Origin of the sequence: Aureimonas ureilytica DSM 18598 = NBRC 106430, assembly GCF_000382705.1 — a bacterium.
In the GTDB taxonomy this organism is placed as follows: Bacteria; Pseudomonadota; Alphaproteobacteria; order Rhizobiales; family Rhizobiaceae; genus Aureimonas; species Aureimonas ureilytica.
Genome location: NZ_ARQE01000016.1, coordinates 25,690 through 51,885 on the forward strand (window position 1 = coordinate 25,690; position 26,196 = coordinate 51,885).

21 protein-coding genes are annotated in these 26,196 nt (G+C 66.2%); 13 read left to right on the forward strand and 8 right to left on the reverse strand.

What is annotated here, in order from left to right:
* Window positions 1-52: 52 nt before the first annotated feature.
* A complete protein-coding gene (locus B146_RS0122110; RefSeq protein WP_026358857.1) occupies window positions 53-784 on the reverse strand; it encodes a Crp/Fnr family transcriptional regulator in 732 nt (243 codons plus the stop codon).
* A 241-nt stretch (window positions 785-1,025) separates the two neighbouring features.
* Here B146_RS0122110 and B146_RS0122115 point away from each other — a divergent pair, with 241 nt between their 5' ends.
* A complete protein-coding gene (locus B146_RS0122115; protein ID WP_019998671.1) occupies window positions 1,026-3,599 on the forward strand; it encodes an HWE histidine kinase domain-containing protein in 2,574 nt (857 codons plus the stop codon).
* Window positions 3,600-3,739: 140 nt separating this feature from the next.
* Here the strand turns inward: B146_RS0122115 and B146_RS0122120 are convergent, their stop codons facing one another.
* Entirely contained in the window at window positions 3,740-4,654 is a 915-nt protein-coding gene (locus tag B146_RS0122120; protein ID WP_019998672.1) for a LysR family transcriptional regulator, read from the reverse strand.
* A 118-nt stretch (window positions 4,655-4,772) separates the two neighbouring features.
* Here B146_RS0122120 and B146_RS0122125 point away from each other — a divergent pair, with 118 nt between their 5' ends.
* From B146_RS0122125 to pyk, 7 genes are all read left to right on the forward strand, one after another.
* Window positions 4,773-6,080: an MFS transporter gene (locus B146_RS0122125; protein WP_019998673.1), complete on the forward strand. Its 1,308-nt coding sequence runs from the start codon at window positions 4,773-4,775 to the stop codon at window positions 6,078-6,080.
* Between the two features lie 88 nt (window positions 6,081-6,168).
* Window positions 6,169-7,140, forward strand: coding sequence for a tripartite tricarboxylate transporter substrate-binding protein (locus tag B146_RS0122130; RefSeq protein ID WP_019998674.1), 972 nt, complete (start codon window positions 6,169-6,171; stop codon window positions 7,138-7,140).
* A gap of 74 nt (window positions 7,141-7,214) precedes the next feature.
* Window positions 7,215-8,294, forward strand: a complete 1,080-nt coding sequence (locus tag B146_RS0122135) for a tartrate dehydrogenase (RefSeq protein WP_019998675.1) — start codon at window positions 7,215-7,217, stop codon at window positions 8,292-8,294.
* A gap of 13 nt (window positions 8,295-8,307) precedes the next feature.
* Window positions 8,308-9,594 carry a glycerate kinase type-2 family protein gene (locus B146_RS0122140; protein ID WP_019998676.1) on the forward strand — a complete coding sequence of 429 codons (1,287 nt, stop codon included), beginning with the start codon at window positions 8,308-8,310 and terminating at the stop codon, window positions 9,592-9,594.
* A 32-nt stretch (window positions 9,595-9,626) separates the two neighbouring features.
* Window positions 9,627-10,115 carry a tripartite tricarboxylate transporter TctB family protein gene (locus tag B146_RS0122145; protein WP_019998677.1) on the forward strand — a complete coding sequence of 163 codons (489 nt, stop codon included), beginning with the start codon at window positions 9,627-9,629 and terminating at the stop codon, window positions 10,113-10,115.
* A 12-nt stretch (window positions 10,116-10,127) separates the two neighbouring features.
* Window positions 10,128-11,633 (forward strand): tripartite tricarboxylate transporter permease, encoded by a 1,506-nt coding sequence (locus B146_RS0122150; protein WP_019998678.1) that lies wholly within the window; start codon window positions 10,128-10,130, stop codon window positions 11,631-11,633.
* 106 nt (window positions 11,634-11,739) lie between these two features.
* Window positions 11,740-13,176, forward strand: coding sequence for a pyruvate kinase (gene pyk, locus B146_RS0122155; RefSeq protein WP_019998679.1), 1,437 nt, complete (start codon window positions 11,740-11,742; stop codon window positions 13,174-13,176).
* 283 nt (window positions 13,177-13,459) lie between these two features.
* Here the strand turns inward: pyk and B146_RS0122160 are convergent.
* A protein-coding gene (locus B146_RS0122160; RefSeq protein ID WP_155897659.1) for an IS3 family transposase occupies window positions 13,460-14,640 on the reverse strand; the annotation gives its coding sequence in 2 pieces (ribosomal slippage) (window positions 13,460-14,379 and window positions 14,379-14,640; 1,182 coding nt in all).
* 207 nt (window positions 14,641-14,847) lie between these two features.
* On the opposite strand from B146_RS0122160, the gene B146_RS0122170 reads away from it, so the two are divergent.
* A complete protein-coding gene (locus tag B146_RS0122170; protein WP_019998682.1) occupies window positions 14,848-15,723 on the forward strand; it encodes a LysR family transcriptional regulator in 876 nt (291 codons plus the stop codon).
* 65 nt (window positions 15,724-15,788) lie between these two features.
* On the opposite strand, the gene B146_RS0122175 is transcribed toward B146_RS0122170, so the two are convergent.
* On the reverse strand, window positions 15,789-16,571 hold the full coding sequence (locus B146_RS0122175; RefSeq protein WP_244498271.1) for a transporter substrate-binding domain-containing protein: 783 nt from the start codon (window positions 16,569-16,571) through the stop codon (window positions 15,789-15,791).
* A gap of 447 nt (window positions 16,572-17,018) precedes the next feature.
* On the opposite strand from B146_RS0122175, the gene B146_RS0122185 reads away from it, so the two are divergent.
* A protein-coding gene (locus tag B146_RS0122185; RefSeq protein ID WP_155897660.1) for an IS3 family transposase occupies window positions 17,019-18,187 on the forward strand; the annotation gives its coding sequence in 2 pieces (ribosomal slippage) (window positions 17,019-17,283 and window positions 17,283-18,187; 1,170 coding nt in all).
* Between the two features lie 609 nt (window positions 18,188-18,796).
* Here the strand turns inward: B146_RS0122185 and B146_RS28065 are convergent.
* Both B146_RS28065 and B146_RS0122195 read right to left on the reverse strand, forming a co-directional pair.
* Window positions 18,797-20,989 carry a DNA cytosine methyltransferase gene (locus B146_RS28065; RefSeq protein ID WP_019998686.1) on the reverse strand — a complete coding sequence of 731 codons (2,193 nt, stop codon included), beginning with the start codon at window positions 20,987-20,989 and terminating at the stop codon, window positions 18,797-18,799.
* 288 nt (window positions 20,990-21,277) lie between these two features.
* On the reverse strand, window positions 21,278-22,162 hold the full coding sequence (locus B146_RS0122195) for an SDR family oxidoreductase (RefSeq protein ID WP_019998687.1): 885 nt from the start codon (window positions 22,160-22,162) through the stop codon (window positions 21,278-21,280).
* A gap of 110 nt (window positions 22,163-22,272) precedes the next feature.
* Between B146_RS0122195 and B146_RS0122200 the strand changes: the two genes are divergently transcribed.
* Window positions 22,273-23,166 carry a LysR family transcriptional regulator gene (locus B146_RS0122200; RefSeq protein WP_019998688.1) on the forward strand — a complete coding sequence of 298 codons (894 nt, stop codon included), beginning with the start codon at window positions 22,273-22,275 and terminating at the stop codon, window positions 23,164-23,166.
* 167 nt (window positions 23,167-23,333) lie between these two features.
* Here the strand turns inward: B146_RS0122200 and B146_RS0122205 are convergent, their stop codons facing one another.
* Window positions 23,334-23,759 carry a VOC family protein gene (locus B146_RS0122205; protein ID WP_019998689.1) on the reverse strand — a complete coding sequence of 142 codons (426 nt, stop codon included), beginning with the start codon at window positions 23,757-23,759 and terminating at the stop codon, window positions 23,334-23,336.
* An 84-nt stretch (window positions 23,760-23,843) separates the two neighbouring features.
* Here B146_RS0122205 and B146_RS0122210 point away from each other — a divergent pair, with 84 nt between their 5' ends.
* Window positions 23,844-24,551 carry a helix-turn-helix transcriptional regulator gene (locus B146_RS0122210; RefSeq protein WP_019998690.1) on the forward strand — a complete coding sequence of 236 codons (708 nt, stop codon included), beginning with the start codon at window positions 23,844-23,846 and terminating at the stop codon, window positions 24,549-24,551.
* A 186-nt stretch (window positions 24,552-24,737) separates the two neighbouring features.
* Here the strand turns inward: B146_RS0122210 and B146_RS0122220 are convergent, their stop codons facing one another.
* A complete protein-coding gene (locus B146_RS0122220) occupies window positions 24,738-25,331 on the reverse strand; it encodes a TetR/AcrR family transcriptional regulator (protein WP_019994349.1) in 594 nt (197 codons plus the stop codon).
* 73 nt (window positions 25,332-25,404) lie between these two features.
* Here B146_RS0122220 and bdcA point away from each other — a divergent pair, with 73 nt between their 5' ends.
* Window positions 25,405-26,118, forward strand: coding sequence for an SDR family oxidoreductase (gene bdcA / locus B146_RS0122225; RefSeq protein WP_019994348.1), 714 nt, complete (start codon window positions 25,405-25,407; stop codon window positions 26,116-26,118).
* The last annotated feature ends 78 nt before the right edge of the window (window positions 26,119-26,196 follow it).

Below are 26,196 nucleotides of genomic sequence, written 5' to 3' on the forward strand. Positions count from 1 at the left end.
CGACCAACTCCGAAACCGTAGATCCGGTTCATACCGAGCCGCCGGACGGTTGTCAGTTTACGGGGTAGACCCCGTGCATTACCGTGTCGAAGTGCTCCTCGATTGCGGTCGTGCATCCGCAGGCGGTGTCACGAAGCACCTGCTCGTTCCTCACGATGAACAGGCCGCGGCGCGTCTCGATCGTCCCGTCGTGCCGCAAGCGGCTGATGACCCGCGTGACAAAGGTGCGACCGACCCCGAGCACGTCGGCCAACTGCTCGTGCGTCATGGTGAGCTCGTGAGACTGGGTTCGGCTCATCGCCGCCAGCAGCCACTTAGCGGTGCGCTGCGCGATCGTGTGCGTGGCATTGCAGGCCGACGTTTGGAACACCTGCGCGAGAAGGCAATCGGAGTAGCGCGAGAACCAGTGCCGCAGGGCAAGCGAATCGAGCTTGGCCTGCTCAAGCGCCGTGGTCTTGATGCGGATGAAGCGCCCACCGTGCCGCACCCGCGCCGTCGCGTAGGCCGGCACATGTCCGTTCGACACGATCCCGCCTACGGCACCCTCGGATCCTACGAGGGCGACCTCCACGGTTGTGTGCCCCCCGTTCATCTCGATGCAGAATGCCGCCATCGCCGCGCCGCACGGGAACCAGGTGTTCACGACGTTCTCGCCCGCTTGCTGGAGGATGTCATGGCCCTTCAGCTCCATCACCTTCATGTTCGGGGACAGGCGCTTGCGGTCCTCGTCGTTGAGGGTTCCGAGCAGGATGTTGCTGGCAAAATCGTCGGCGGTCGGAAGCACGCTCGTCTCCACTCTCCTAGGTGCGGCAGCCGGGTCCTGGCTAATGTGCACAAGTGGTCAGACGTTCCATCGGCGATATGTTACTCGCGAACACAAGGCGGCTTGGCGCGGACGCTCCCTTGGCATGGCACGGTGAACCGGGAGAGGCTACGCCGCTGACATTGCCGTGAACAGACGACCACCCCGCAACGGGCACCACGGCTTGGGCCGCAGTGTCAGCAAGAACGAAAGCCCGCCCGCCTTGTCCGAACTGTCCGAGACCGTTGACCTTAGTAACTGCGATCGCGAGCCGATCCACGTGCCGGGTTCCATCCAGCCCGTCGGCTTCCTGGTGGCCCTGACGGCCGACTGGATGGTCGCGAGGGCGTCGGCGAACGTCGAACGGTTCCTGGGACTGACACCGCAGGACATGCTCGGCCGGCCGCTGGCGGATTTCGTCGCGGGACAGACGGTCCACGACCTCCGAAACCGCATGGCTGTGTTGCGCGGGTCGAACGCGGTCGAGCGGATGTCGCGTTGCGTGTTCGTCGAGGGCGGCGAGCCGTTCGACGTCGCCCTGCATGTCAGCGGCGGGCAACTGGTGCTGGAGGCGGAGCCCGCCGCGGGCGCCACCGGCGACATCGGCGGGACCGTCCGCTCGATGATCTCGCGCCTCGACCAGAGCGAGGACATGAACGGATTCCTTCGCGAGGGGGCCCGGCAGGTCAGGGCGATGCTCGGCTACGACCGCGTGATGGTCTACCGCTTCTCTGGGGACGGCTCGGGCGAGGTCGTGGCGGAAACGTGCCGTGCCGGCATCGGCAAATTCATGGGGCTCCGCTATCCGGCGACCGACATTCCCGCCCAGGCGCGCGAGCTCTACAAGCGCAACCTCCTGCGCATCATCTCGGACGTCAGCGGCGAGAGCGTGCCGATCGTACCCCGGCTCGACGAGTGCGGCCAGCCGCTTGACCTCTCCTTGGCGGTCCTGCGCTCGGTCTCGCCGATCCATCTCGAATACCTGCGCAACATGGGCGTCGGGGCCTCGCTGTCGATCTCGATCGTCGTCAGCGGCAGACTCTGGGGTCTGTTCGCCTGTCACCACTACGCCCCGAAGTGGCCCGATGTCCCGAGTCGGTCCGTGGCCGAACTCTTCGCGCAGATGTTCTCGATGCGGCTCGAGAGCCGCGAGGGGATCGCGCTCGTCGAGTACGAGCGCCGGGCAAGGGACGTCTCGGACCAGCTCCTGAGCGCGGTCGCGACGGACGAGACGCTCCTGCGCGATCCCGACTGGCTCGGCGACATCCTGACGAGCGTGATCGAGGCCGACGGTGTCGGTGTCTGGATCAACGGCAAGCAGGCCGCCTCGGGGACGACGCCGGACACTGACGACTTCCGCCGGATCGTGCGCGCCCTCAACGGCACCGCGTCCGGCCGCGTGTTCGCGACCGACCGCATCGGCTCGATCGTCGAGGGGGCCGACGCCTTCGTCTCCCGGGCTGCGGGCATGCTCGCCATCCCGATCTCCCGTGCGCCGCGCGACTACGTGATCCTGTTTCGAAGCGAGCTGGTCCGGTCCGTGCGCTGGGGGGGCGACCCGCACAAGCCCGTCGAGTATGGACCGAACGGTCCGCGCCTGTCGCCGCGCGAGAGCTTCGCTGAGTGGAAGGAACTCGTCCAAGGGCGATCGAAGCCATTCACCGAGCCGGAACTGCGCGTCGCCGAGACCCTGCGCGCGACGCTGATCGAGGTGGTGCTGCGCCTTGCCGATGAGGCCTCGATCGAGCGCCAGCGGGCGAGCGCGCGACAGGAGCTCCTGATCGCGGAACTCAACCACCGTGTCCGCAACATCCTCGGCGTGATCCGCGGCCTGATCCGGCAGTCGCAGCCGGACGATCCGGCGGCGGCCGAGTTCGTGCGCGTCGTGGACGGCCGCGTCCATGCGCTCGCCCGAGCCCACAACCAGATCACCGACGACCATTGGGGACCTGCGCCCCTTCAGGCGCTGGTGGACGCCGAGGCGCGTGCCTTCGTCGACGAGCACGACCGGGTCGTCTCGGAAGGGGAGCCGATCCTCCTCAACCCGCAGGCCTACTCGACCATGGCCCTGGTGCTGCACGAGCTCGTGACCAACTCGACGAAGTACGGCAGCCTGTCCACGACCGGGCACGTCCGCTTCACCTGGGAGCGCGAGACAGGCGGCGACCTTCTCCTGCGTTGGGTCGAGAGCGGCGGTCCGACCGTTCGAAAGCCCACCCGGCGCGGCTTCGGATCCACCATCATCGACCGTTCCGTCCCCTACGACCTCGGTGGGCAGTCCAGCGTCGAGTACAAGGCGGAGGGCGTCGAGGCGACCTTCCGCATCCCCGCTCGCCACGTCTCCGAAGCCCGGTCGTTCGCCGGACCGGCGATCAAGTTCCCGCGGCCCGTCAAGGGGCACCCATCGACGCCGCCGCCGAGGATGCTGGCCGGGCATCACGTGTTGCTCGTGGAAGACAGCCTCATCATCGCTCTCGACGCCGAGGACATCCTTTCTCGCCTGGGTGCGGCCTTCGTCACCCCGACCGCGACCGTCGAGGCGGCACTCGACAGCATGGACGCCCATCGGCCGACGGTCGCCATGCTCGACGTCAATCTCGGCGACCGCACCAGCTTTCCGGTTGCCGACCGCCTGCGCGAACTCGGGATCCCCTACCTCTTCGCGACCGGATATGGCGAGCAGGTTCGCCTGCCGCCCGAGCACGCCGGGCAGCAGGTCGTCCAGAAGCCGTACACCCTCGAGAACGTCGCCCGGGCCTTCGATCAGTTGATGGGGACTGCGGACGCACCGCCGTAGGCTGCAATCTCGGTTCCCGCGCAATCGACGCAGTTGGGTGGTCAGCGGATGGTCCGCTTCGCGGCCATGTAATCTACATAGAGGACGTTCAGCCGGGGATCTGAGGACCTATTGATCAATCGAACGTACGGTGGCGCGCATCACGTCTGCACGCCGTATCGGTCCAGATTTCGTTCCAGAAGGCTCAACAGAAGGTCCCGGTTTGTGTCGCGTACATGCGCCTGCCAAGCGACAGCCAATGGCAACCTGTCCACCCCCGTCACCGAGTGTCCTTCCAAGGGGCGGAAGACGACGCCGGGCACCGCGAGTCGCGCCGACCACAGAGGCACGATCGCGGCGCCGATGTCGGCCGAGACCATGTTGAGGATCGTCTGCTTCTCCTCGGCGATTTGCGCGATCCGCGGCGTCAAACCCTCCTCCTCGAAAAGCTTCATCGTCAGGTCATGGCTATGGGGTCGCGAGCGCCGCTCCGGGATGATCATCGCAACGTCGACGAGCGAGGCGATCGACACCTCCGTGCGGATGCCGAGAGGATGGCTCGCGGGAAGCGCCACGACCGCCTTTTCGTAAAGCAGGAAGCGCGTGTGCAGGCGCGGGTCGAGACGGGCGCCGGGGCGAATGATCGCGAGATCGAGCCGTCCCGACAGAAGCTTCGGCACGAGCCGTATCGACTTCTCCTCCAGGAGCTCGATCGTCAGGCCGGGGTCGAGTTCGTGAAGGTCGTGGATCAACGATGGGACGAGGCCGGCCGCCGCGCTGTCGATGGCACCGAGCCGGATCGTCCGGCTCACCGTACGACCGCGGTCGCGGAAGCGTTCGACGACGCCGTCGGCCGCTTCGATCAGGGGGCGGACCTCACGCACGAACTCACGCCCGGCATCGGTCAAAACGACCGAGCGCGTGGTGCGCTGGAAGAGGGCGATACCCAGCTCCTCCTCGAGCAGCCTGATGTGCCGGCCGAAGCCGGCAGGCAGCATGTCGAGGGCGCGGGCCGCGCGCCCGAAGTGCATCTCGTCGGCCGCCGCAAGCACGCAGCGAATCTGCTTCAGGTCCATGCGTTATTGTATGACAGAACAATATAATTCGGAAACCCTAGGGTCCGGGTTACCAAAAGCTTAAGGCTACCGGAACGCGGCCGTGGGAGCGGCATTCGCGAATATCCGGGAGGTAGGCATGGGCGACGCGCTCGAGGCGCGCGTCATGAGCAAGGTCTCGTGGCGCATCATTCCCTTCATCATGATCCTCTACTTCGTGGCGTTCCTCGACCGGGTGAACGTCGGCTTCGCAGCCATCCACATGAACGAGGACCTCGGGCTCACCCCGTCCATCTTCGGGCTGGGCGCGGGCCTGTTCTTCATCGGCTACTTTTTCTTCGAGGTTCCCTCGAACATCGCCCTCGAGAAGGTCGGCGCACGGATCTGGATCGCCCGGGTGATGATCACCTGGGGCCTGATCTCCGGCGCCATGGCCTTCGTCCAGGGTCCCAGCAGCTTCTACGCCCTTCGCCTCCTCCTCGGTGCGGCCGAGGCCGGATTTTTTCCGGGCATCATCCTCTACCTCAGCTACTGGTTCCCGGCACGCCGCCGCGCCGCCGTCACGGCGCTCTTCATGGCCGCGTCGCCGATCTCGGTCGCGCTTGGCTCGCCGATCTCTGGCCTACTCCTCGAGATGGACGGCTTGCTCGGCTGGCACGGCTGGCAGTGGATGTTCATGCTCGAGGCCGTCCCCGCGCTCGTCCTCGGCATCGTCGTGCTGTTCTACATGACCGACCGTCCGGAGAAGGCCGCCTGGCTCGACGCCGACGAGCGCCGCTGGCTCAGCGAGACGATGAACGCCGAGCGCCATGCCAAGGAGCGCGCCGGCGCCAGCCACAGCATCTGGAAGGGCCTCGCCGATATCCGGGTCCTCGCCCTGTCGCTGGTCTACTTCGGCACCTCTGCGGGTCTCTACACCCTTGGCATCTGGGCACCGCAGATCATCCACAGCATGGGCTTCTCGTCGCTCCAGACGGGTCTCGTGAACGCCATCCCCGCGGTCGTCGCCGTGCTGGCCATGTTCCTCTGGGCCAGGAATTCCGATCGGACCGGTGAGCGCACCTGGCACGTCGTGATCGCCTGCGGCGTGGCGGCGGCCGGCCTCCTTCTCGCCGGCTTCGCCACCACAGCGCTCGCCGTCGTCGGCGCCCTGGTCATCGTCAACGTCGGCGTTAGCGCCTCCAAGCCGCCGCTCTGGAGCATGCCCACCATGTTCCTGTCGGGCTCGGCCGCGGCCACCGGCATCGCCACCATCAACTCGATCGGCAACCTTGGAGGCTTCGCTGGCCCATACGTCATCGGCGCCATCAAGGAACGCACCGGAAGCTATGAGGGCGGCCTCTTCTTCGTAGCGGCTCTGCTCCTCATGTCTGCGATCGTCACCCTCGTCATCTCGCGAACGAGCCCGCGCCGTCCCACCGGCACGACTGTCGAAGCGGGGCGCTGAGGAAGCCAACCCGGAAGAACCCTAACAGCGACGGGCCCGAGGGAAAGGGAGTTCCCGGCTCGCCGTCCACACCACCAGGGAGAAAGACATGAAGACGTTGCTGACCGTGGCCCTCGCCACCGCTGCCATGGCGCTGACCGCGCCGACCTTCGCCCAGGACGCCTATCCTTCGAAACCTGTGACGATCGTCGTTCCCGCCGCCGCTGGCGGCCCGAGCGACACCGTGGCCCGGCTCGTCGCGGAGGCCATGACGCGTGACCTAGGCCAGCAGGTGCTGATTGAGAACGTGGGCGGGGCGGGTGGCTCGCTGGGGGCCGGACAGGTGGCCCAGGCGGAGCCCGATGGCTACAAGCTGCTTCTTTACCATGTCGCCGTCTCGACCTTCGGCGCGCTCTATCCGGACCTCGCCTACAAGCCGGGTGAGGACTTTTCCTCCGTCGGCCTCGTCACCGACGTTCCCATGACCCTTGTAGGGCGCAAGGACCTCGAGCCCGCGAACGTCGGCGCCCTCCTGACCTGGCTGAAGGGCGACGGGGCAGGTGCGACCTTCGGGACCGCCGGCGTCGGTGCCGTGTCCGACCTTTGCGGCCGGCTCCTCACCGAGGCGACGGGTGCCGAGCTGACGGTCGTTCCGTACAAGGGCACGGGCCCGGCCATGACCGACCTTGTCGGCGGCCAGATCGACCTCATGTGCGACCAGACCACCAACACCGCGAACCAGATCAAGGCCGGCGAGATCAAGCCCTACGCCGTCACGACGGCGGCGCCGATCGCCATCCTGCCGGACGTGCCGACGCTCGCTTCCAGCGGTCTCGACGGCTTCGAGATCACCGCATGGCACGCGATCTGGGCGCCGAAGGGCACGCCCGAACCGATCCGCCAGCGCCTGTCCGCCTCGCTCCAGAAGGCGCTGACGGACCCGGTCCTGATCGAGCGCATGGCTGGCCTCGGGACCGCCCCCGTCGCCGCGGACCTCGCGACGCCCGCTGCTCTCGATCAGCGCTTCCAGTCCGAGATTGGGCGCTGGAGCAAGCTTCTCTCCGACGCCGGGCAGCAGTAACCCGATCGCCGATCGCGCTAGACGAACGAGCTTCGGCCAGCGCACCCCCACCAAACCTTCGAAAGAACTCCACGATGCAGACCTACAAGATCGCCGCCATCCCCGCCGACGGTATCGGCCCCGAGGTGATCGCCGCCGGCCTCCAGGCGCTGGAGGCCCTGGAACGGCGCGAGGGCACGTTCAAGCTCGACGTCACGCAGTTCGACTGGGGCTCGGACTACTACAAGAAGCACGGTGTCATGATGCCGGCCGACGGCACGCAGCAGCTCAAGCCCTTCGACGCCATCTTCTTCGGCGCGGTCGGCGCGCCGGACGTGCCCGACCACGTCACGCTCTGGGGGCTGCGACTGCCCATCTGCCAGGGCTTCGACCAGTACGCCAACGTGCGCCCGACCAAGATCCTGCCTGGCATCGTCTCGCCGCTCGCGGGCGTGAAGCCGGGCGATCTCGACTGGGTGATCGTGCGCGAGAACTCGGAAGGCGAGTATTCCGGCCATGGCGGCCGGGCCCATCGTGGGTTGCCCGAAGAGGTCGGCACCGAGGTCGCGATCTTCACCCGCGTCGGCGTGACGCGCATCATGCGCTACGCCTTCAAGCTCGCCCAGTCGCGCCCCCGCAAGCTCCTGACCGTCGTCACGAAGTCCAACGCGCAACGCCACGGCATGGTGATGTGGGACGAGATCGCGGCGGAGGTGGCCGCCGAGTTCCCGGACGTGACCTGGGACAAGATGCTCGTCGACGCGATGACCGTGCGCATGACGCTGAAGCCCCGGAGCCTCGACACGATCGTGGCGACCAACCTCCATGCCGACATCCTGTCGGACCTCGCGGGCGCGCTGGCGGGAAGCCTCGGCGTCGCGCCGACCGCCAACATCGACCCGGAGCGCCGCTTCCCCTCGATGTTCGAGCCGATCCACGGCTCGGCCTTCGACATCACCGGCAAGGGCATCGCCAACCCGGTCGCGACCTTCTGGACGGCGGCGCAGATGCTGGAGCACCTCGGTCAGCCGAAGGCCGCAGAGCGCCTGATGCACGCGGTCGAAGCCGTCACGGGAAGCGGGGTGACCACACCCGACGTCGGCGGCACCGCCAACACGAAGCAAGTGACCGACGCCGTCTGCGAAGCCATTCGCGGCTCCAACATCGTCCTCTGAGCGGAGCGGCCCCATGACTAACTCCGAGACTGGAAACGGCGCGGGCAATGCCCGGGCCCGGCAGATCCTTGCCGACCTGTTCTCGGCGGCGGTCGGGGCGGCGGACCCCATGCGGGTCCTGGCGCCGGCCCTGCCGGAGAAGCCGTCCGGCCGCTGCGTGGTCGTCGGGGCGGGCAAGTCCGCCGCAGTGATGGCGCGGGCGGTCGAGGAGGCTTGGCCCGACGTCGACCTGTCGGGCGTCGTCGTCACCCGCTACGGGCACGGCGCGCCGACACGGCGGATCGAGGTTCTCGAAGCCAGCCATCCGGTGCCGGACGAGGCGAGCGAGCGGGCGGCCCGTCGGATCCTGGAGGCCGTCTCCGGCCTCGACGAAGGCGACCTCGTTCTCGCCCTCATCTCGGGCGGCGGTTCCTCCCTGATGGCGCTGCCGGCGGAGGGGCTGTCCCTGGAGGACAAGCGGCGGGTCAATCGGCTGCTCCTCGCCTCCGGCCTCGGCATCAACGAGATGAACCAGGTCCGCCGACGTCTTTCCGGGATCAAGGGCGGCCGCCTTGCCGAGGCGGCGAGGCCTGCGCGGCTCGTTACCCTTGCGATCTCCGACGTCCCGGGAGACGACCCACGGGCGATTGCCTCGGGACCGACGGTCCACGACCCTGATGCTGACGAGGATCTAGCAAGTGTCGTCGAACGGCTCGGCGCCGAACTGCCGGAGGCCGCCCGACGTCTCCTGCTGCGTCCCGCCGAAGCGATGCACCCCTTCGAGGCGGACTACAGGATGATCGCGACCCCGCAGATGGCCCTGGAAGCCGCTGCTGAGGTTGCGCGTCGCAGTGGGATCACGCCACTGCTCCTCGGCGACGCCCTGGAAGGGGAGGCGAGGGAAGCCGGGATCCTGATGGCCGGCATCGCCCGCTCGATGCGCCGGCACGGTCATCCGCTCGCCGGACCGGCCGTCGTCCTGTCGGGAGGCGAGACCACGGTCTCCGTCGGGTCGGCAAAACCGGGACGGGGCGGGCGGAACACGGAGTTCCTGCTCTCGCTGGCGATCTCCCTGCGGGGCGAACCCGGCGTCTTCGCCCTCTCGGCCGACACCGACGGCATCGACGGGACCGAGGACGCCGCTGGCGCGCTGGTGACACCCGACACCATCGAGCGGGTAAGGGCGGCGAAGCTCGACCCCGCCGCCATGCTGAGCGGCCACGACAGTTACAGCCTGTTCTCCCGCATCGACGACCTCGTTGTTACGGGACCGACGCTCACTAACGTCAACGACTTCCGGGCCCTGCTCGTCATGCCCTGACGAGCCGGCCTCGTTCCTTGGGAGGGGAAACGATGGACGGCAATCCGCACGCGCATGCTCACCAATCCCGCCTCACGCGCGACGTCGTCGCGGGTTCGATTTTCCTTGTCATCGCCGCCGGCTTCGCGTGGGAGGCGTCGAACTACGACATGGGCCGGGCGATCCGCATGGGACCCGGCTTCATTCCGATGACGCTGGCCATCCTGCTCGCGATCTTCGGCCTGACGATCGCCGTCTCGGGATTGAAGAAGGACGAGCGGGTCGAAAAGACGCCGATCCCGTGGAAGGGCATCGTCCTGATCCTCGCCGCCCTCGTGATCTTCGGCGAATTCGGCACCCTACTCGGCCTCGTGCCGGTGGTCTTCATCGGCACCGCCGTCGTAGCGCTCGCCTCGGCCAGGAACTCGATCGGCTCGGCGCTTCTCATCGCCGCCTGCATGGCGGCGCTGTGCTGGCTCGTCTTCAAGGTGGGCCTGGGCATCACCCTGCCGACTTTCGGCTCCCTTCTCACCTTCTCCTGAGGCGCGGACACGATGGATCTCCTCGCAAACCTCGCCCTCGGCTTCGAGACGGCGCTCACCCCGATCAACGTCTTCTGGTGCTTCGTCGGCGTGCTGCTCGGCACGCTGGTCGGCGTCCTGCCCGGCATCGGGCCGACGGCGACGATCGCCATGCTTCTGCCGATCACCTTCACCTTCTCGCCTGTGACGGCCTTGATCATGCTGTCGGGCATCTACTACGGCGCCCAGTACGGCGGCTCGACCACGGCGATCCTGATCAACCTGCCGGGCGAGAGTTCCTCGGCGGTCACCGCCATCGACGGCTACCAGATGGCGCGAAAAGGGCGGGCGGGCACCGCGCTCGCCACCGCAGCCCTCGGCTCCTTCTTCGCCGGATCGGTGGCGACGCTGCTTTTGGCCATGGCCGCGCCGCCGCTGGCGCGCGTCGCGCTCCAGTTCGGCGCACCCGAATATTTCGCGCTGATCGTGCTCGGCCTCCTGGTCTCGATCTCGCTCGCCCACGGCTCCATCGTCAAGGCGCTCGCGATGATCGTCCTGGGGCTTCTTCTGGGCACGGTCGGACAGGACATCTACACCGGCACGCCGCGCTTCACCTTCGGCCAGCTCGAGCTCTACCAGGGCATCAACTTCGTCTCGATCGCCGTCGGCGTCTTCGGCGTGGCGGAAATCTTCCGCAACCTCGAGAACGAGACGACGCGCAAGGTGGGCGTCAAGAAGGTGTCGGGCCTCTGGCTCACGAAGGAAGATTTCAAGCGCATCGTCGGCCCGGTGATCCGCGGCACCGCGCTCGGCTCCATCCTCGGCGTCCTGCCGGGCGGCGGCCACGTCCTGTCCTCCTTCGCCTCCTATTCGATGGAAAAGAACCTGGCGCGGGACAAGTCCGAGTTCGGACATGGCGCGATCCAGGGCGTCGCGGGCCCCGAGAGCGCCAACAACGCGGCGGCGCAGACCTCGTTCATCCCGCTCCTGACGCTCGGCATCCCCGCACACCCGGTCATGGCGCTGATCGTGGGCGCCTTCATCCTCCAGGGCATCACCCCCGGCCCGAACGTCATCAACACGCAGCCTGCCCTCTTCTGGGGCATCATCGCCTCCATGTGGATCGGCAACGTGCTCCTTGTCATCCTCAACCTGCCGCTCATCGGCATCTGGGTGAAGATGCTGACGATCCCCTACCGCATCCTCTTCCCGGCGATCGTCCTGTTCGCCGCCATCGGCTGCTACTCGATCAACAACAACCCGTTCGACGTCTACGCCATCGGCGTCTTCGGCATCCTGGGATACGTCCTGATCCGCCTCGGCTGCGAGCCGGCGCCGCTCCTCCTCGGCTTCGTGCTCGGACCGCTTCTCGAGGAGCACCTGCGCCGCGCCATGATCATCTCGCGCGGCGATCCGATGGTGTTCCTGGAGCGGCCGATCTCGGCCTCGCTCCTGGCGCTGGGGCTGGCCTGCGTGATCTTCGCGCTCCTTCCCTCCATCCGCAGCAAGCGCAAGGAGGTCTTCGTCGAGGACGATTGATCGACGCAGAACCCCACACATACCCCAGACCAAGCATCTTAAATGCCGCTTCACTGGGAAGGTTCGACCTTCCGAAAGAGAGCTGAAGGGCGAGGCAGGAAACAGCATGAAACGCAATCGCCGCGTGAAGATTCTCGCAACGCTCGGGCCGGCCTCGTCCGACGAGGCGATGATCCGCAAGCTGCACGAGGCGGGCGCCGACGTGTTCCGCATCAACATGAGCCATACGGACCACGACACGATGCGCGAGCTTGTGGCGCGCATTCGCCGCGTGGAGGCGGAGGTGGATCGGCCGATCGGCATCCTCGCCGACCTCCAGGGACCCAAGCTTCGGGTCGGCAAGTTCGCGGAAGGAAAGGTCGATCTCCAGCCGGGCGACATCATCACGCTGGACAACAACCCCGAGCCGGGCGACGCCACCCGCGTCTACCTGCCCCATCCCGAGATTCTGCAGACCGTGCAGCCGGGCCATCGCCTGCTGATCGACGACGGCAAGCTGCAGCTTCGCGCGCTGGAGACGACCGGCACCGCGATCCGCTGCGAGGTCGTCGCCGGCACGCGCATCTCCGACAAGAAGGGCGTCAGCCTCCCCGATACGCTTCTGACCAGCGGCGCGCTGACCGACAAGGACCGCCGCGACCTCGACGCGGTGCTGGAGGCCGAGATCGACTGGCTGGCGCTCTCGTTCATCCAGCGCCCGGAGGACCTGGCCGAGGCGCGCAAGCTGTCGCGCGGGCGCGCCGGGCTCCTGTCCAAGATCGAGAAGCCGCAGGCGGTGGAGCGGCTCGACGAGATCATCGAGCTGTCGGACGCGATCATGGTGGCGCGCGGCGATCTGGGCGTCGAGATGCCGCTGGAACAGGTGCCGGGCATCCAGAAGCGCATCACGCGTGCCGCGCGCCGCGCGGGCAAGCCGGTCGTGGTCGCGACCCAGATGCTGGAGTCGATGATCACCGCCCCGGTGCCGACGCGTGCCGAGGTGTCGGACGTGTCGATCGCGGTGTTCGAGGGGGCGGACGCGATCATGCTGTCGGCGGAGTCGGCGGCGGGCGCCTATCCGATCGAGGCGGTCCAGACCATGGATCGCATCGCGGTCGAGGTGGAGAAGGACCCGCTCTATCCCGGCATCATCTTCGCCCAGCGCCCCGCCGCCGAAGCCACGGGCGCGGACGCAGTGTCGCTCGCCGCGCGCCAGATCGCCGAGACACTCAGCGTCGCCGCGATCGTGAGCTATACGGCCACGGGAACCACGGGGCTCCGCGCGGCGCGGGAGCGCCCGCGGGTGCCGATCCTCGCCCTGTCGCCCGTCATCGCGACCGCACGTCGGTTGAGCCTCGTCTGGGGTCTCGACTGCGTGGTGACTGAGGACGCCCTGGATCTCGACGACATGGTCGACAAGGCTTGCCGTGTCGCCGTGAAGCAGCATTACACGTCGGTCGGCGAACGACTGATCGTCACCGCCGGGGTGCCACTTCGCACGCCGGGCGCCACGAACATGCTCCGCATTGCCCATGTCGGCTCCGGCGGACTACCACCCGTTTAGTTTCCAACAGGCGGGTAGCTCGTCAAGCCGCGATACTCGATTCAGAGGCGGTTTTGCCGGGCGCAACGTTCACACTGAGCCTATCGACGATCTGCGAGGGCAAGCTGCGGGCGGTCTACCGCTGGCACCTGCCGGTGATGATGGGGGGCAAGCTGGCAGGCATCTTGGTTCATGAGCCTGGGCACGCGAACCTAAGCCATACGGCACGGCGGATGCTACCGCTTCCTACTAATGCGCCCGAGCGGGCCGTGATCGGCCCCCACTGAGTGGTCCGATTGGAAAGTTAGTTCAGGGTTGGTCTTTGCACCAGCGTTAGCTTGGCCGGCGGAGCAGGTCGGGTAAGCGCAGTCGGCCAAGCGGCGAAGGCCGGTACGAACACTTCTGGTGCCGGCGGTTTGTAGCCGATCGATCCGTGCGGCCGGATCGTGTTGTAGTGACGCCGCCAGCTTTCGATGACGATCTGCGCCTCGCGCAAGCTGTAGAAGATCTCGCCGTCGAGAAGTTCGTCGCGAAGGCGAGCGTTGAAGCTCTCGACATAGCCGTTCTCCCACGGACTACCGGGTGCGATGTACGCGGTCTTTGCTCCAACGGCCGTGATCCAATCCTGCACGGCCTTGGCGATGAACTCGGGGCCATTGTCGGACCGAACGTGGCCGGGCACACCGCGCAGGACGAAGAGGTCCGACAGAACGTCGATGACATCCGTCGAGTTGAGCCTGCGAGCGACGCGGATGCTGAGGCATTCGTGCGTGAACTCGTCGATGACATTGAGCATCCGGATTTTGCGGCCATCATGCGTGCGGTCCTCGACGAAGTCGTAGGACCAAACATGGTTGGGATGTTCGGGACGAAGCCGAACACAGGAGCCCTCGTTCAGCCAGAGCCGCCCGCGCTTGGGTTGCTTGGCCGGCACCTTCAGACCCTCTCGGCGCCAGATGCGCTCGACACGCTTGTCGTTGACGACCCAACCCGCATCCCGCAGCAAGGCCGCGATCTTGCGATACCCATACCGGCCATACTGACGGGCCAACTCGATGAGGTCGGCCGTGAGCTGCTCTTCGTCGTCCCGGCCCCGCGGCACCTGACGCTGTGTCGAACGGTGCTGCCCGAGGACGCGGCATACCATCCGCTCGGACAGCTTCGTCACCGCCATGACGTGTTCGACACAGGCGCGCCGGCGTGCGGGGCTCAGTAGTTTCCCCGTACAGCTTCCGCCAGGATCAGCTTGTCCAGCGTGAGATCGGCGACCGCCTTGCGAAGCCGCTGGTTCTCGGTCTCCAGATCCTTCAGCCGCTTCACCTGGTCGACCTTGAGACCACCGAACTCCTTGCGCCACCGATAGTAGGTCACCTCCGTGACGCCAATTGAGCGCACCGCATCCGCTACCGTGCGTCCCTGCGACACCAGAACGTCAACCTGCCGCAGCTTCGCGACAATCTCTTCGGGCTTGGGTCGTCTTGCCATATCCGTCCTCCTTCAGGCTCTCAAAGCCATACTTCAGGGCGGACCATTTCAATGGGGGTGGATCACCTTCTACTGTGCCGAGAGATGCAGGAAAAATTCTTATTTCTCGACAAACTGATGAGGTTTTCTCATTGGTTTCGGACATGGGACGCTGTACGAAATCCTTCCCCGAAACGAAGAGGTCGGGAGGACACATCAGGAGATGCGGTGTCACTTCGAGCCTTCAGGACACTTGTCGCCATCGCAAACCACGGTTCCTTCGCCCGTGCCGGCGAGGTCGTGGGACTTACGCAGTCGGCTGTCAGCCTTCAGGTGAAGGCACTGGAAGAGGAGTTCGGGACCAAGCTGTTCGACCGCTCCCGCAGGCGTCCGGTTCTCACCGAGGCTGGGCAAATCGTGCTCGCTCGAGCGGAGGAAGTCCTGGCTCTGTACGACGGCATTGCCCGCGAACTCGACGCAGAGCATGGCTTGACCGGCCGACTGAAGCTTGGGGCAATCCAGACAGCGCTGTCGGGCAGCCTGCCGGACGCGCTGATCACGATGAGCCGTGCCCATCCACGGGTGCGTGTCCACGTCGCTGCGGGGATGTCCGCAGAACTCGCGGTGGCGGTTGCCGCTGGCGATCTCGATGCTGCGGTGACAACGGAGCCGGTTCGCCCTTACCCTCCGGGTTTGATCTGGTCGACACTTTACGAGGACAACTTCTGGCTTGTGGCACCACCTGGCTGCTCCGCTGCCACGGTGCGGGATGTCCTCGGCGATCGACCTTTCATTCGGTTCGACAGTCGTGCTTGGGCGGGGCGTACCATCGACAGGGAACTCCGGCGCCTACGCCTCGTGGTTCGCGAGGAAATGGTTCTCGACAGCCAAGAGGTGATCCTCAGGATGGTCGCGAAGGGACTGGGAGTGGCGGTGCTGCCGCTCAGACACAGACCCGCCGATCTCGCTTGCCTACCGTTTGGCGAGCCTCAGTTGTGTCGGCGCGTCGTGCTGTTGGAGCGACAGGACCGCAAGGGAGGTGCGCTGGCGGCCGCTTTCGGCCGGGCCATGGCAGCTTCGGACGCCGCAGTCCAGGCAACGTGACGGCTCCGTACATCGGGCGGACCGAAACATTCCGTCCGATGTCTTGTTGCCGCAGCGGCGCCGTCTCATTTCATGTTTGCGTCGAAGATCCGGTCGAACTCGCCCGTTGCCTTAGCGAGGTGCAGCCATTGGTCGACGTACGCCTTGAACGCGACATCACCGCGCGGCAGCAGTATACCCATCTCACCGTACTGAAGCGGCTGGTCGGGGTTCACCGCGCACAGACCGGGGTGCAGTTTTTCCTGAAGCTTCACCTCGACGGACTCCGCCACCATGACGTCGGCGCGCTTGTCCGCGATCTCTTGCCAGATGACCCTGTTGTCCGGAAAAAGCTGGATCTGCGCGTTCGCAAGGTTTGCTCGGGCGAACTTCTCGTTCGTACCGCCAGGGTTCACGACGACACGGGTTGACGGCTGGTTGATCGCCTCGGTCGTCTGGTACTTGGAGACGTCCTCGCACCTGACGATGGGGGCCTTGCCGTTCACGAGGTAGCCCTCGCTGAAGGACGCCTCGCGTTGGCGCGGCAGGGTCACCGAGATGCCGCTCATGGCCACGTCGCACTTCGTCTTGAAGTCGGCGAGCAAGTCGGACCATTTGGTATGGATGAAAACCGCCTCGCTATCGAGCGACTTGGCCAGCGAACGGGCGAGATCGATGTCGATGCCAACGAAGTCGTTCGCCCCATCGGGACGATACGAAAAGGGTCGGTAGTCGCCGGTGGTGCACACGTTCAGCGTCTTCCGTTCGAGAATTTGGTCCAGACGGGATGCTGACTCCTGCGCGAACGCTGGCGTGGACGCGAGTGCCGCCGCCGTAGAGACCGCCAACATCCATGCTTGCGGAGCCATAACCATTTCGCCTGTCCCTGCCGATGCGATTCCGATGGCCGCAGCTTATGGTGCGCTGCATGCACCGTCCAGTTCGCGGACATAGCCGTGCCAAGTCCGAGCGTTCCGAGTTTGCAATCATGGCGCCGTGGTACCTGGTTTGCGCCGCCTGTACGCACCGGGCGATCCGGACCTAGGTCGATGCGTTAGGCGGTGCCAACGCTCCTTCTCGGGCCTCGCGAAATGAGAGGGGGTGGCTTTGCGGACCTGCCGCGACCGTTCTCGAACCGTAGGCCGTCGTGCTCCTGCTAGGGTGACGCGGTCGATGTCGATGTCCGCGACCACCATCCCACGACCATTGCCTGCATCAACTAAGGAGAGGTCGCCTTCGTCGGGGATGACCTGGTCTGCCCCCTGAAAAGTGGCCCTCCGTGAAGTAGGTTTTTGAGCCTTTGGAGGAGGCCGAGAATGCCGCAGAAGAAGCACAAGCCCGAAGAGATCGTCGCGAAGCTCCGGCAGGTCGACGTGCTGCTGTCGCAAGGTCGTCCGGTTGCCGAAGCGATCCGCGCGATCGGCGTGACACCGTTTACCTACTACCGATGGCGCAAGGAGTTCGGCGGGCTGAAGTCGGACCAGGTGAAGCGTCTGAAGGATCTTGAGAAGGAGAACGAGCGGCTGCGGAAGGCCGTGTCGGACCTGACGCTTGAGAAGTTGATCCTCAAGGAAGCCGCCTCGGGAAACTGGTGAGCCCCGCCCGGCGCCGTCGCTGCATCGACCATACCGTTTTGAGGTTCGGTGTGTCGGAGCGGCTGGCGTGCCGGGTTCTGGGGCAGCACCGATCGACGCAGCGCAAGGCACCGAAGGGTCGAGCCGACGATGCCGCGCTAACCGCCGACATCATTGAATTGGCGATGCGGTATGGGCGTTACGGGTATCGCCGGATCGCGGCCCTGCTGCGAGATGCCGGGTGGGTGGTCAACGTGAAGCGGGTCGAGCGCATCTGGCGACAGGAAGGTCTGAAAGTGCCAGCCAAGCAGCCCAAGCGAGGGCGGCTCTGGCTGAACGACGGCTCGTGTGTTCGGCTTCGGCCAGAGCGGCCGAACCACGTCTGGTCCTACGACTTCGTAGAGGGCCGAACCCATGATGGCCGTAAGTTCCGTATGCTCAATGTGATCGACGAGTTCACCCGCGAGTGCCTGTGCATCCGGATCGACCGGAAGCTGAAGTCCTCGGACGTCATCGACGTTTTGTCGGACCTCTTCATCCTACGCGCCGTGCCGGGGCACGTTCGCTCCGACAACGGTCCCGAGTTCATCGCCAAGGCGGTGCGCGAGTGGATCGCCGCGGTCGGAGCCAGGACTGCGTTCATCGAACCAGGCAGTCCCTGGGAGAACGGGTACTGCGAGAGCTTCAACTCCAAGCTCAGGGACGAACTCTTGAACGGGGAGATCTTCTACAGCCTCGCCGAAGCCCGGATCGTCATCGAGAGTTGGCGCCAGCACTACAACACCAAACGTCCACACTCGAGCCTGGGCTACCGTCCACCCGCTCCCACCGCCGTGCCGTGGCCGGCTGCGCTACCCCAGCCCGCTTCGCCGGCCACCTCAAACGTCGCCGACAAGCCCACCATGCATTAGATTTGAACCGGGCCACCTAACGGGGGCAGGCCAGTCCCGCCGCCTCGCGGCTTCGTATCAATAATGCGCCATCGCATCCTGCCGCTCATCGAGGACGCCAACTCGCGGTGGAAGACCGACAGACCGCCAAGGGCCTCTCATACAGGACGGGATGCATCGACTAAGCTTCGAGCGACAGAAGTTTCATGCAAGTCGCCAGTCCTCAGAATGCGCGCCCGGCGCTGACCCGTATCGGCACCGCGTCCGATCTGACCACGTACGTCCGTCAGGCGACACGCTCGAGCACAATGCTGTCTTGTCTTGCGGCAGGTCGGTGTGATGCAGGCCGAACATCTCGACAATGCGAGGGAGGGGCAGGGCGCGCGTCACGTGCTGGCGAACGCGCCCCCCAGTGGCGGTCCAAGCGAGCCTAGCTCGGCAAGGAATAGGCCAATGTGGACGCGGTGGAACTGATTTGTTTGGGCAAGCGACCCAACGACGACGGGTAGGGTACGGGGCCGTACTCCCGCCCGATCGCAGGTGCCGCGTCAACTGCCAGCTGACTGGAGAGGCGGGAGGACGACCGTTGATGCCGTCCTCGCCGAAGACTACACCGCTCCAAGCCTTCAATCAGTTGGGCGACCGATTGGACGGTCTACGTCCAAGGCGTCCGAACTTCCTCTGATGTGCCCAGAGGTGCTTGGGCCACGGGCCGAACCGGAGGCCGAGGAGTTCGTAGTCGATGTCGTGGTCCTCCCCGTCGATGTGGCTGTCGTCGTCGATGTCGTGGTCCTCCTCGTCGACGTTGTGGTCGTCCACGTCTTCGTCCGAGTACCTTGCGTAGCGGCTGACGCCTTCCGGTTCTGCCATCGACGAGGCCTCACGAAGCTTCGCGAGTGGTATTCTTGAGGGCTCGCCCGCCGACGAGGCGGCTGGAGGCGGAGCTTCCAGCGCGGCCGCTGGAGGTCCGGATCTTGAAAGGGGAACATGGTTCCAGCGCATCGCCTCATGGACAACCTGGTCCATCGGATCGAAGCACTCGCCCGTCAGCGCCTCGGCGACGGCGAGGCCGAGCCGGAACGCCACGGGCGTCGGGAAGGCGTTGGCGATCTGGCGGTTCACGTCGCGCGTCTCGCCCTGGAAGGGCCATCCGGCAGGGAAAGACTGCAAGAGCGCCATCATCTCGTTCGTCGGCAGGATCTCGCCGACATGTTCGTGGCCGGGCGCGGCGACACTCCATCGCTTCCCGTAGAAGCCCATCTTCTCCCATTCAGCTCGGGCTTTCTCCTGCCCGAGGTCGGAGCTCTGCTTCTGGAGGCTGCCGCCGATGACGGTCGGCGCAACGCGCCGCATCCGCTCGAGGAGTTCCGGCGTCGGATCGAAGCCTCGCGAGCGGAGGTAGGACTGAAGCGCCTCGGCTACCGTGACGGGGTCCTCGGCGAAGTCCCCGATGGACTTGAGGCGCTTGAAGCGGGCCCAGGCCGCAGGCTCCCTGAAGGCGACGAGGATCGCACGGCGACGCCTCTGAGGCACGCCGAAGTCCGCGCAGTTCAGCTCCCACCAGTCCCACTGGTAGCCCATGCGCGACAGCTTGGAGAGGATCCGGGCACGGTAGCTGTCGTTCACCGCGTACAGGATGCCCTTCACGTTCTCGAGCATGACGGCGCGGGGGCGAAGCCGCTTCACCAGCCGGAGCGCCTCGGGGAAGAGGTCGCGGTCGTCGTGTTCTCCGTTCTGCTCGCCGGCCGGCGAGAACGGTTGGCAGGGCACCCCTCCCGCTAGGAGGTCGACCGGCCCGACGTCGCCCGGCTCGTATCCGACCAGGCTGGCTTCGATGACGTGCTCTGGGCCGAAGGCCGCGCGCAGCGTCTTGCAGGGCGCCATCTCGCGCTCGAGGAGGCCCACGTGGCGGAAGCCGGCCTTAGCGAGCCCGGCAGCCTGGCCTCCGCCGCCGGCGCAGAGTTCGAACGCGGTCAGGCCGTGCTTGAAGGTCGAGGACACCAAGCTGGTTCGCGACCGCGGCGAGCCGGCAGGCACGCGATCTGCATCGACGATGAAGGGCGCCGCTTCGACAGATGCCGGGTCCGGCTCAGCAAGCTCGTATACCCGCACTAACGCCGCCGCCGCGGCGCGAACGTCGTCCGGTCGCTCTGCGGCAGCCAGGGTGGCCAACGCCGAGTTGAAACCTTGTACCTCGGTCTGACCGCTTCCCGCGGTGTCGCGGTCGAGGACGGCTGCGAGGGGGTGGAGGCTGCGCGCCGCCGCGGCGAGGTCCGCGAGCGCGGCTTCGTCCGCGTCGTCCGCTCGGGATGCCGCTTCGACGATCCGGCCGGCCTCCGTAAGCACGTGCGTGCAGAACGCTCGGGCCGAACGCTCCAGCGCCTTCGGGCCGGCAGCGCGCTTCCCAGGACGCTCGGCGGAAACGACCCGGACAAGTAGCTTCGCGTCGGCCGCGGTGAGCTTGCGTCCCGCGGCGATCTCCTCGAGCGCACGCTCGCGACCCTCGGGCGGGGCGGCCGCTAGGGTGATGGCGACGCTGGGCGCGACACCCATCTCGAGCAGCCACTCCTTCCGGGGGCCGAGGACGCGAAATGTTTTCCGAAAGTTCAGGGCCGTTCGCGGATCGATGCCGCACTCCTCGCGCACCCATCCCGTGAAGCCGCCGCGGAGCAGGACCGCCGCTTCCTCCAAGGCTTCGCCGGCTGCGAACGTGTCCTCGAGGCCGCGCTTGCCCAACGAGCCGACCTTGTTCTTCAGCTTGTCCAGGCGCCGCGCGATCCTGCGGTCCTCCGCACGCTTCTCGTCGACCGACTTTCTCGCCATGCTGATTCGCTCCGTTTCCCGAAATGAAACGCTAGCTGCTGGTCCCTAAGGGCCCGGGAAGGAGGATCGTAAAGGTTTAGGGATGGCGGTGATGGCTCGGAGGTGGCGACTGCCGCGGACAACGGCGATGCCATGGTTACGAACCGCCCGAATTGGTGGCTCGTGCATGCTGATGGCAGCAAGCGACCCAACATTGCCGCTGGGGCTGCCGCCAAAACGTCCGCGAAGCAGACATCCATTCCGCATGATACCAGGGTGCTGCGAGACTACCCAGAGGCACCCTAGCGCTCATGCCTCACCGCTAACGCCGAAGGCGACGATCGCCGAAGCGAGCTCGTGATAGGAATGCAGCGGGCGGCCGAGCATCCTGGTCAGACGCTCGCCGTCGCCGTCCGCCGGGATCATGCCGTCGCTGACATAGCGCTCGGCCATCAGGCGCATCTCGTAGGCCTGCCACTTGGGCATGAAGCTCGCCATGTTCGCCTGGAACCCGCTCGGGTCATCGCCGCCGTAGACGACGGGTCGACCGAGCGCCTCGGACCAGATGCCGGCGACATCGTCGCCTGTTAGCGTGTCGGGGCCGACGAGATTGATGGTCTCGATCGGCAGTTTCTCCGTCGCCGAGTCTCGGCGGATCAGCTCCAGCGCCGCGACCTCCGCGATGTCACGTGCGTCCACCATCGCGACGCCCTTCGAGCCGATCGGCATCGGGTAAACGCCGTGCTGGACGATCACGTCCTTCACCATCACCTCGCTGTCGATGAAGTAGGTCGGCCGCAGGATCGTGGCGCCGAAGCCCATCGCCTCCAGCATCCGCTCGGCGCCGTACTTCACCGCGAAGTGCGGGACGTTGACGGCGCGATCGGCCTCGAACACCGACAGGTAGACGATGCGATCGATACCGGCCTCGCGGGCGATGTTGAGGGCGATGAGGGCCTGGGTGAATTCGTCGCCCGCCACCGCGTTCAGGAGGAAGAGCGTGCGGACCCCGGAGAAGGCGGCGCGCAGAGCATCGAGGTCGAGTAGGTCGCCCTTCGCCACCTCGACGCCGTCGGGGAAGGCGGTCCTGGCGGGGTCGCGGGTCAGGACGCGGACGCTCGCGCCGCGCTGGACAAGCTGGTCGACGACGTTGCGGCCGACGCGGCCGGTGGCACCGGTGACGAGGATGGTCATGGGAGGGGGTCCTTTCGGTTCGAGCCGGTTTGGCTGACCCAAAGATCGTCGATCCACATCCGTACCAATAGCCGGCATATTGGGACGCGCCGTCTCGCTGGTGGAACAGTATGGATCTCCTCGCCCTCGTCGACTTCACGCTCGTCGCCAAGCATGGCGGGTTCGGAAAGGCCGCCCGAGCGGCCGCACGACCCAAGGCAACGCTGTCACGTCGCGTAGCCGAACTCGAAGCCGCTCTGTCCCTGCGCCTGTTCGAGCGGGGGCGACGCGACCTCAAGCTGACGGAGGAAGGGCGGGCCCTGTTCGAGCGGGCGGGCAGCCTCCTGACCGAACTCGAGGAGACCACCGCGGCGATCGCGTCGGGCGGCGAAGCAGTCCGCGGCCGGCTCCGGATCAGCGCGCCGCTCCTGTTCTCGCAGACCGCGATGGGACGCCTGGCGGTGGCGTTCGCCCTTCGGCATCCGGCGGTCCGACTGGAGGTGACGACCGACGATCGCCCGGTCGACATGATCGAAGAAAGGTATGACCTCGCGATCCGGGTGAACCCGGCGCCGGACGACGCTCTGGTGGGGCGCGCCTTCCTGCACGATCGGCTGGTGACCGTGGCGAGCCCCGCCCTCGCGCGTCCCTCGCACGACGACACCCTCCCGGTGGTACTTCGCGGATCGGGCGATCCGAACGCGATCTGGGAGCTTGAGATCGCTGAAGGCCAGATGCACGTGGCCGTCGACCCGGTCATGCGCCTGTCGTCGCTGGTGATGGTTCGCGATGCGGTGCGCGCGGGCGTCGGGGCGGCGCGCCTGCCCGTCTCGCTCGTCAGTGGCGATCTCGCCGGTGGACGATTGGTCGGCTGGGGTGAGGTACCGGGATCCGAGATCACGTTGTGGGCGCTCTACCCCTCGCGACGCCTACTTAGCGCTCGCGTGTCCGCCTTCCTCGATCTGTTGAGAGAGGCATTCCCCCGGGGCACCCCGGAGGAGCTGGCGACCTATGTCGACGGTTGAGCCAACCGATGCGACGAGGCAAGTGCCGTCTCGGACCCCATATCACGACATCTGAAGGGGTCGACAAACGGGCATGCAAAACCAGTGCGCGTCCCCCGAAGCTACTTTGCGGGAATAGACACCTTCCGTGAATCGAACGCCGTACGCCCTGCATTTACCCGCGACGGCTAGGAGCGAACCTGCGGTGCCTGCACGTCCAACACCCAGGTGACGCCGAAGCGGTCGCGCACCATGCCGTAGAGCGGCGAGAAGCCAGCCGGACCCAGCGGCTGGATGATCGTGCCGCCTTCCCCGAGCCCGTTCCAGTAGCGAGTGATTTGATCGGCGTCGGTGCCGCGCACCGACACAAAGACGGGTATCGTTCCGGGGTTCCAGTCCCGCGCGGCCGGCACGTCCATCGCCATAACGTGGAAGCCGTCCTCGGAGGAGACCTCGCCCCAGATCACCTGGTCGGCCTCGGCCACATCGGTGACGGCCCCCGCGTCGGCGAAGGTGACGAGCGTCAGCCGCCCGCCGAACACGGACTGGTAGGAGGCGAGCGCCGCGCCAGCTTGCCCGCGGAAGTTCAGGTGGGTGACGGTCTGGATGGTCATGGCAGTTGCCTCTTCGTGTCTGACAGAAAACACGTTAGACCGACCCAACTGACAGTTTGCGGCAGTTGGCGAGGGGGCGATGGCATGGCGCGGTCGGATCGGTTGTTCCGTCTTCTCCAGGCCATGCGCACCGTGGCCGCCCCGATCACCGCGGCGCGGCTGGCGGAAGCGACCGAGGTCTCGCAGCGCTCGCTCTACCGCGACATCGACGCCCTACGCGCGGCAGGGGCTCGGATCGAGGGCGAGCGAGGCTACGGCTACCGCCTGATCGAAGACTACGCGCTTCCGCCCCAGACGTTCGAGCGTGCCGAGATCGAGGCGATCGCGCTCGGGATGGCGGAGGTCGCCAGCATGGGCGACCCCGTGTTGGCCAAGGCGGCGGCATCGGTCCTCGCCAAGGTCGCCGCTACGCTGCCCGACGACCGCGAGCAGTATCTCCTGCACGCCATCTCACAGGTTTTCCGGCCGACACCGCGCTATGAGATGACGCCTCACATGGAGATCGTGCGCGGGGCGTGCTGGCGGGAGGAAGCGCTACGGATCGGCTATGCCGACAAGAACGACGCGGTCAGCGAACGGATGGTCCTGCCTCTCGCCGTCGTCTACACCGACCGGACGCAGACCATGCTCGCGTGGTGCTGCCTGCGAGAGGACTTCCGCATGTTCCGTACCGACCGCATTCAGAGCGTCTCCCTGGCCGGGTCAAGCTTTCGGCCGCGCCGGGCTGCGCTCCTGCGAGACTACATAGCGGAACTGAAGCGGCAGCATCCAACGCCGGATGCGCGCATATGAGGCTGTCGCCAAGTGCAGGTCCGCTATCATACTTTTATCTTTGATAGCGGACCGTCTCAAAACCACCCGATCGCGCCGATCGGCGCCTTGGAAGCGGACACCTGAAAGCGGTCCATCCGCAACCGACCCTTCGCAGACATCCACTTCGTTACACACGGCGATCAAAAGCGGTCGTTCGAACCGAGCCTACTCCATCAGCGCGGACCGGATCGCCGAACTCGCTAGGCGTGCCGTCGTGCGAAGCTGGTCGAGACGGTGGCCGCTGCGTGCCTTGGCCGACAGGCCGAACAGGGTCGTCGCCACAAAGTCCGTCAGGACCGCCGCTTCCGCTGCATGGCGCTTCGCAATGTGGTCCCGGATCTGTGTTTCCACGGCAAGGTTGTAGGCCAGAGCCGCCTCGCGGGCCTGCGCATCGTTGCAGCGGGTGCCTTCCACCACAAGACAACCGGCTGTCTCCGGATCGGCGGCATAGTGGTGGGCTGCTGCATCCAACAGCGCCGTCAGGTTGTCTGCCACGGGACGGTCCTGTCTCAGGATATCGTCGAGCGGGATTGCTCCCATCGCTGCGTAGCGTTCCAGCACCCGTGCGTAGAGCCCCTGCTTGCTGCCGAAGGCCGAGTAGAAGCTCGGCGGCTTGATGCCCAGAACATCGATGACATCGGCAACACTTACGGCATCGAAGCCGCGGGCGCGAAAGAGATCGGCGGCGACCGCGACCGCCTGCTCCGTGTCGAAGCCGCGGGGCCGTCCGCGGGACCGGGGTATTTTTGTATTAGACATTACAGAACTCGTTGACGGCCTAAAGGCCCATATTTATGTAGCGACTCCTAAGTTATTCCTCAAGGAGGCGGACGTGACGACGTTTCAAGGCAAGACGGTTCTGGTTCTGGGTGGAAGCCGCGGGATCGGCGCCGCGATCGTGCGGCGCTTTGCAGCCGACGGCGCGGCCGTGACCTTTACCTATAGCGGCTCACAGGCCGCGGCCGAGGTGCTGGCTGCCGAGACCGGAAGCCGTACCCTTCGAACCGACAGCGCCGACCGGGACGCGGTGATTGCGACCGTGCGCGAAAGCGGTCCGCTCGACGTCCTGATCGTCAATTCCGGCTTCGCGATCTTCGGCGATGCGCTGGACCAAGACCCGGACGAGATCGACCGCCTGTTCCGTGTCAACGTCCATGCGCCTTACCATGCTTCGGTCGAGGCGGCGCGACACATGCCGTCGGACGGGCGGATCGTCGTGATCGGCTCGGTGAACGGCGACCGCATGCCCGTGCCCGGCATGGCCTCCTATGCGCTGAGCAAGTCGGCCCTTCAGGGGCTGGCCCGGGGTCTAGCCCGCGATTTCGGGCCACGCGGCATCACGATCAACATCGTGCAGCCCGGCCCCATCGACACCGATGCCAACCCGGCGGACGGACCGATGCGGGACCTCATGCACGGCTTCATGGCGATCAAACGCCACGGCCGGCCCGAAGAGGTCGCCGCCATGGTCGCCTGGCTCGCCGGTCCAGAGGCTGGCTTCGTGACAGGGGCCATGCATACGATAGACGGGGCCTTCGGCGCTTAGCAGTTCTCCCTCAACCAGTGAGGAAATGGTCCGCTTTCTGCCTCGGTCGGCGGAAAGCGGACAGTCGCCTTTCCACCC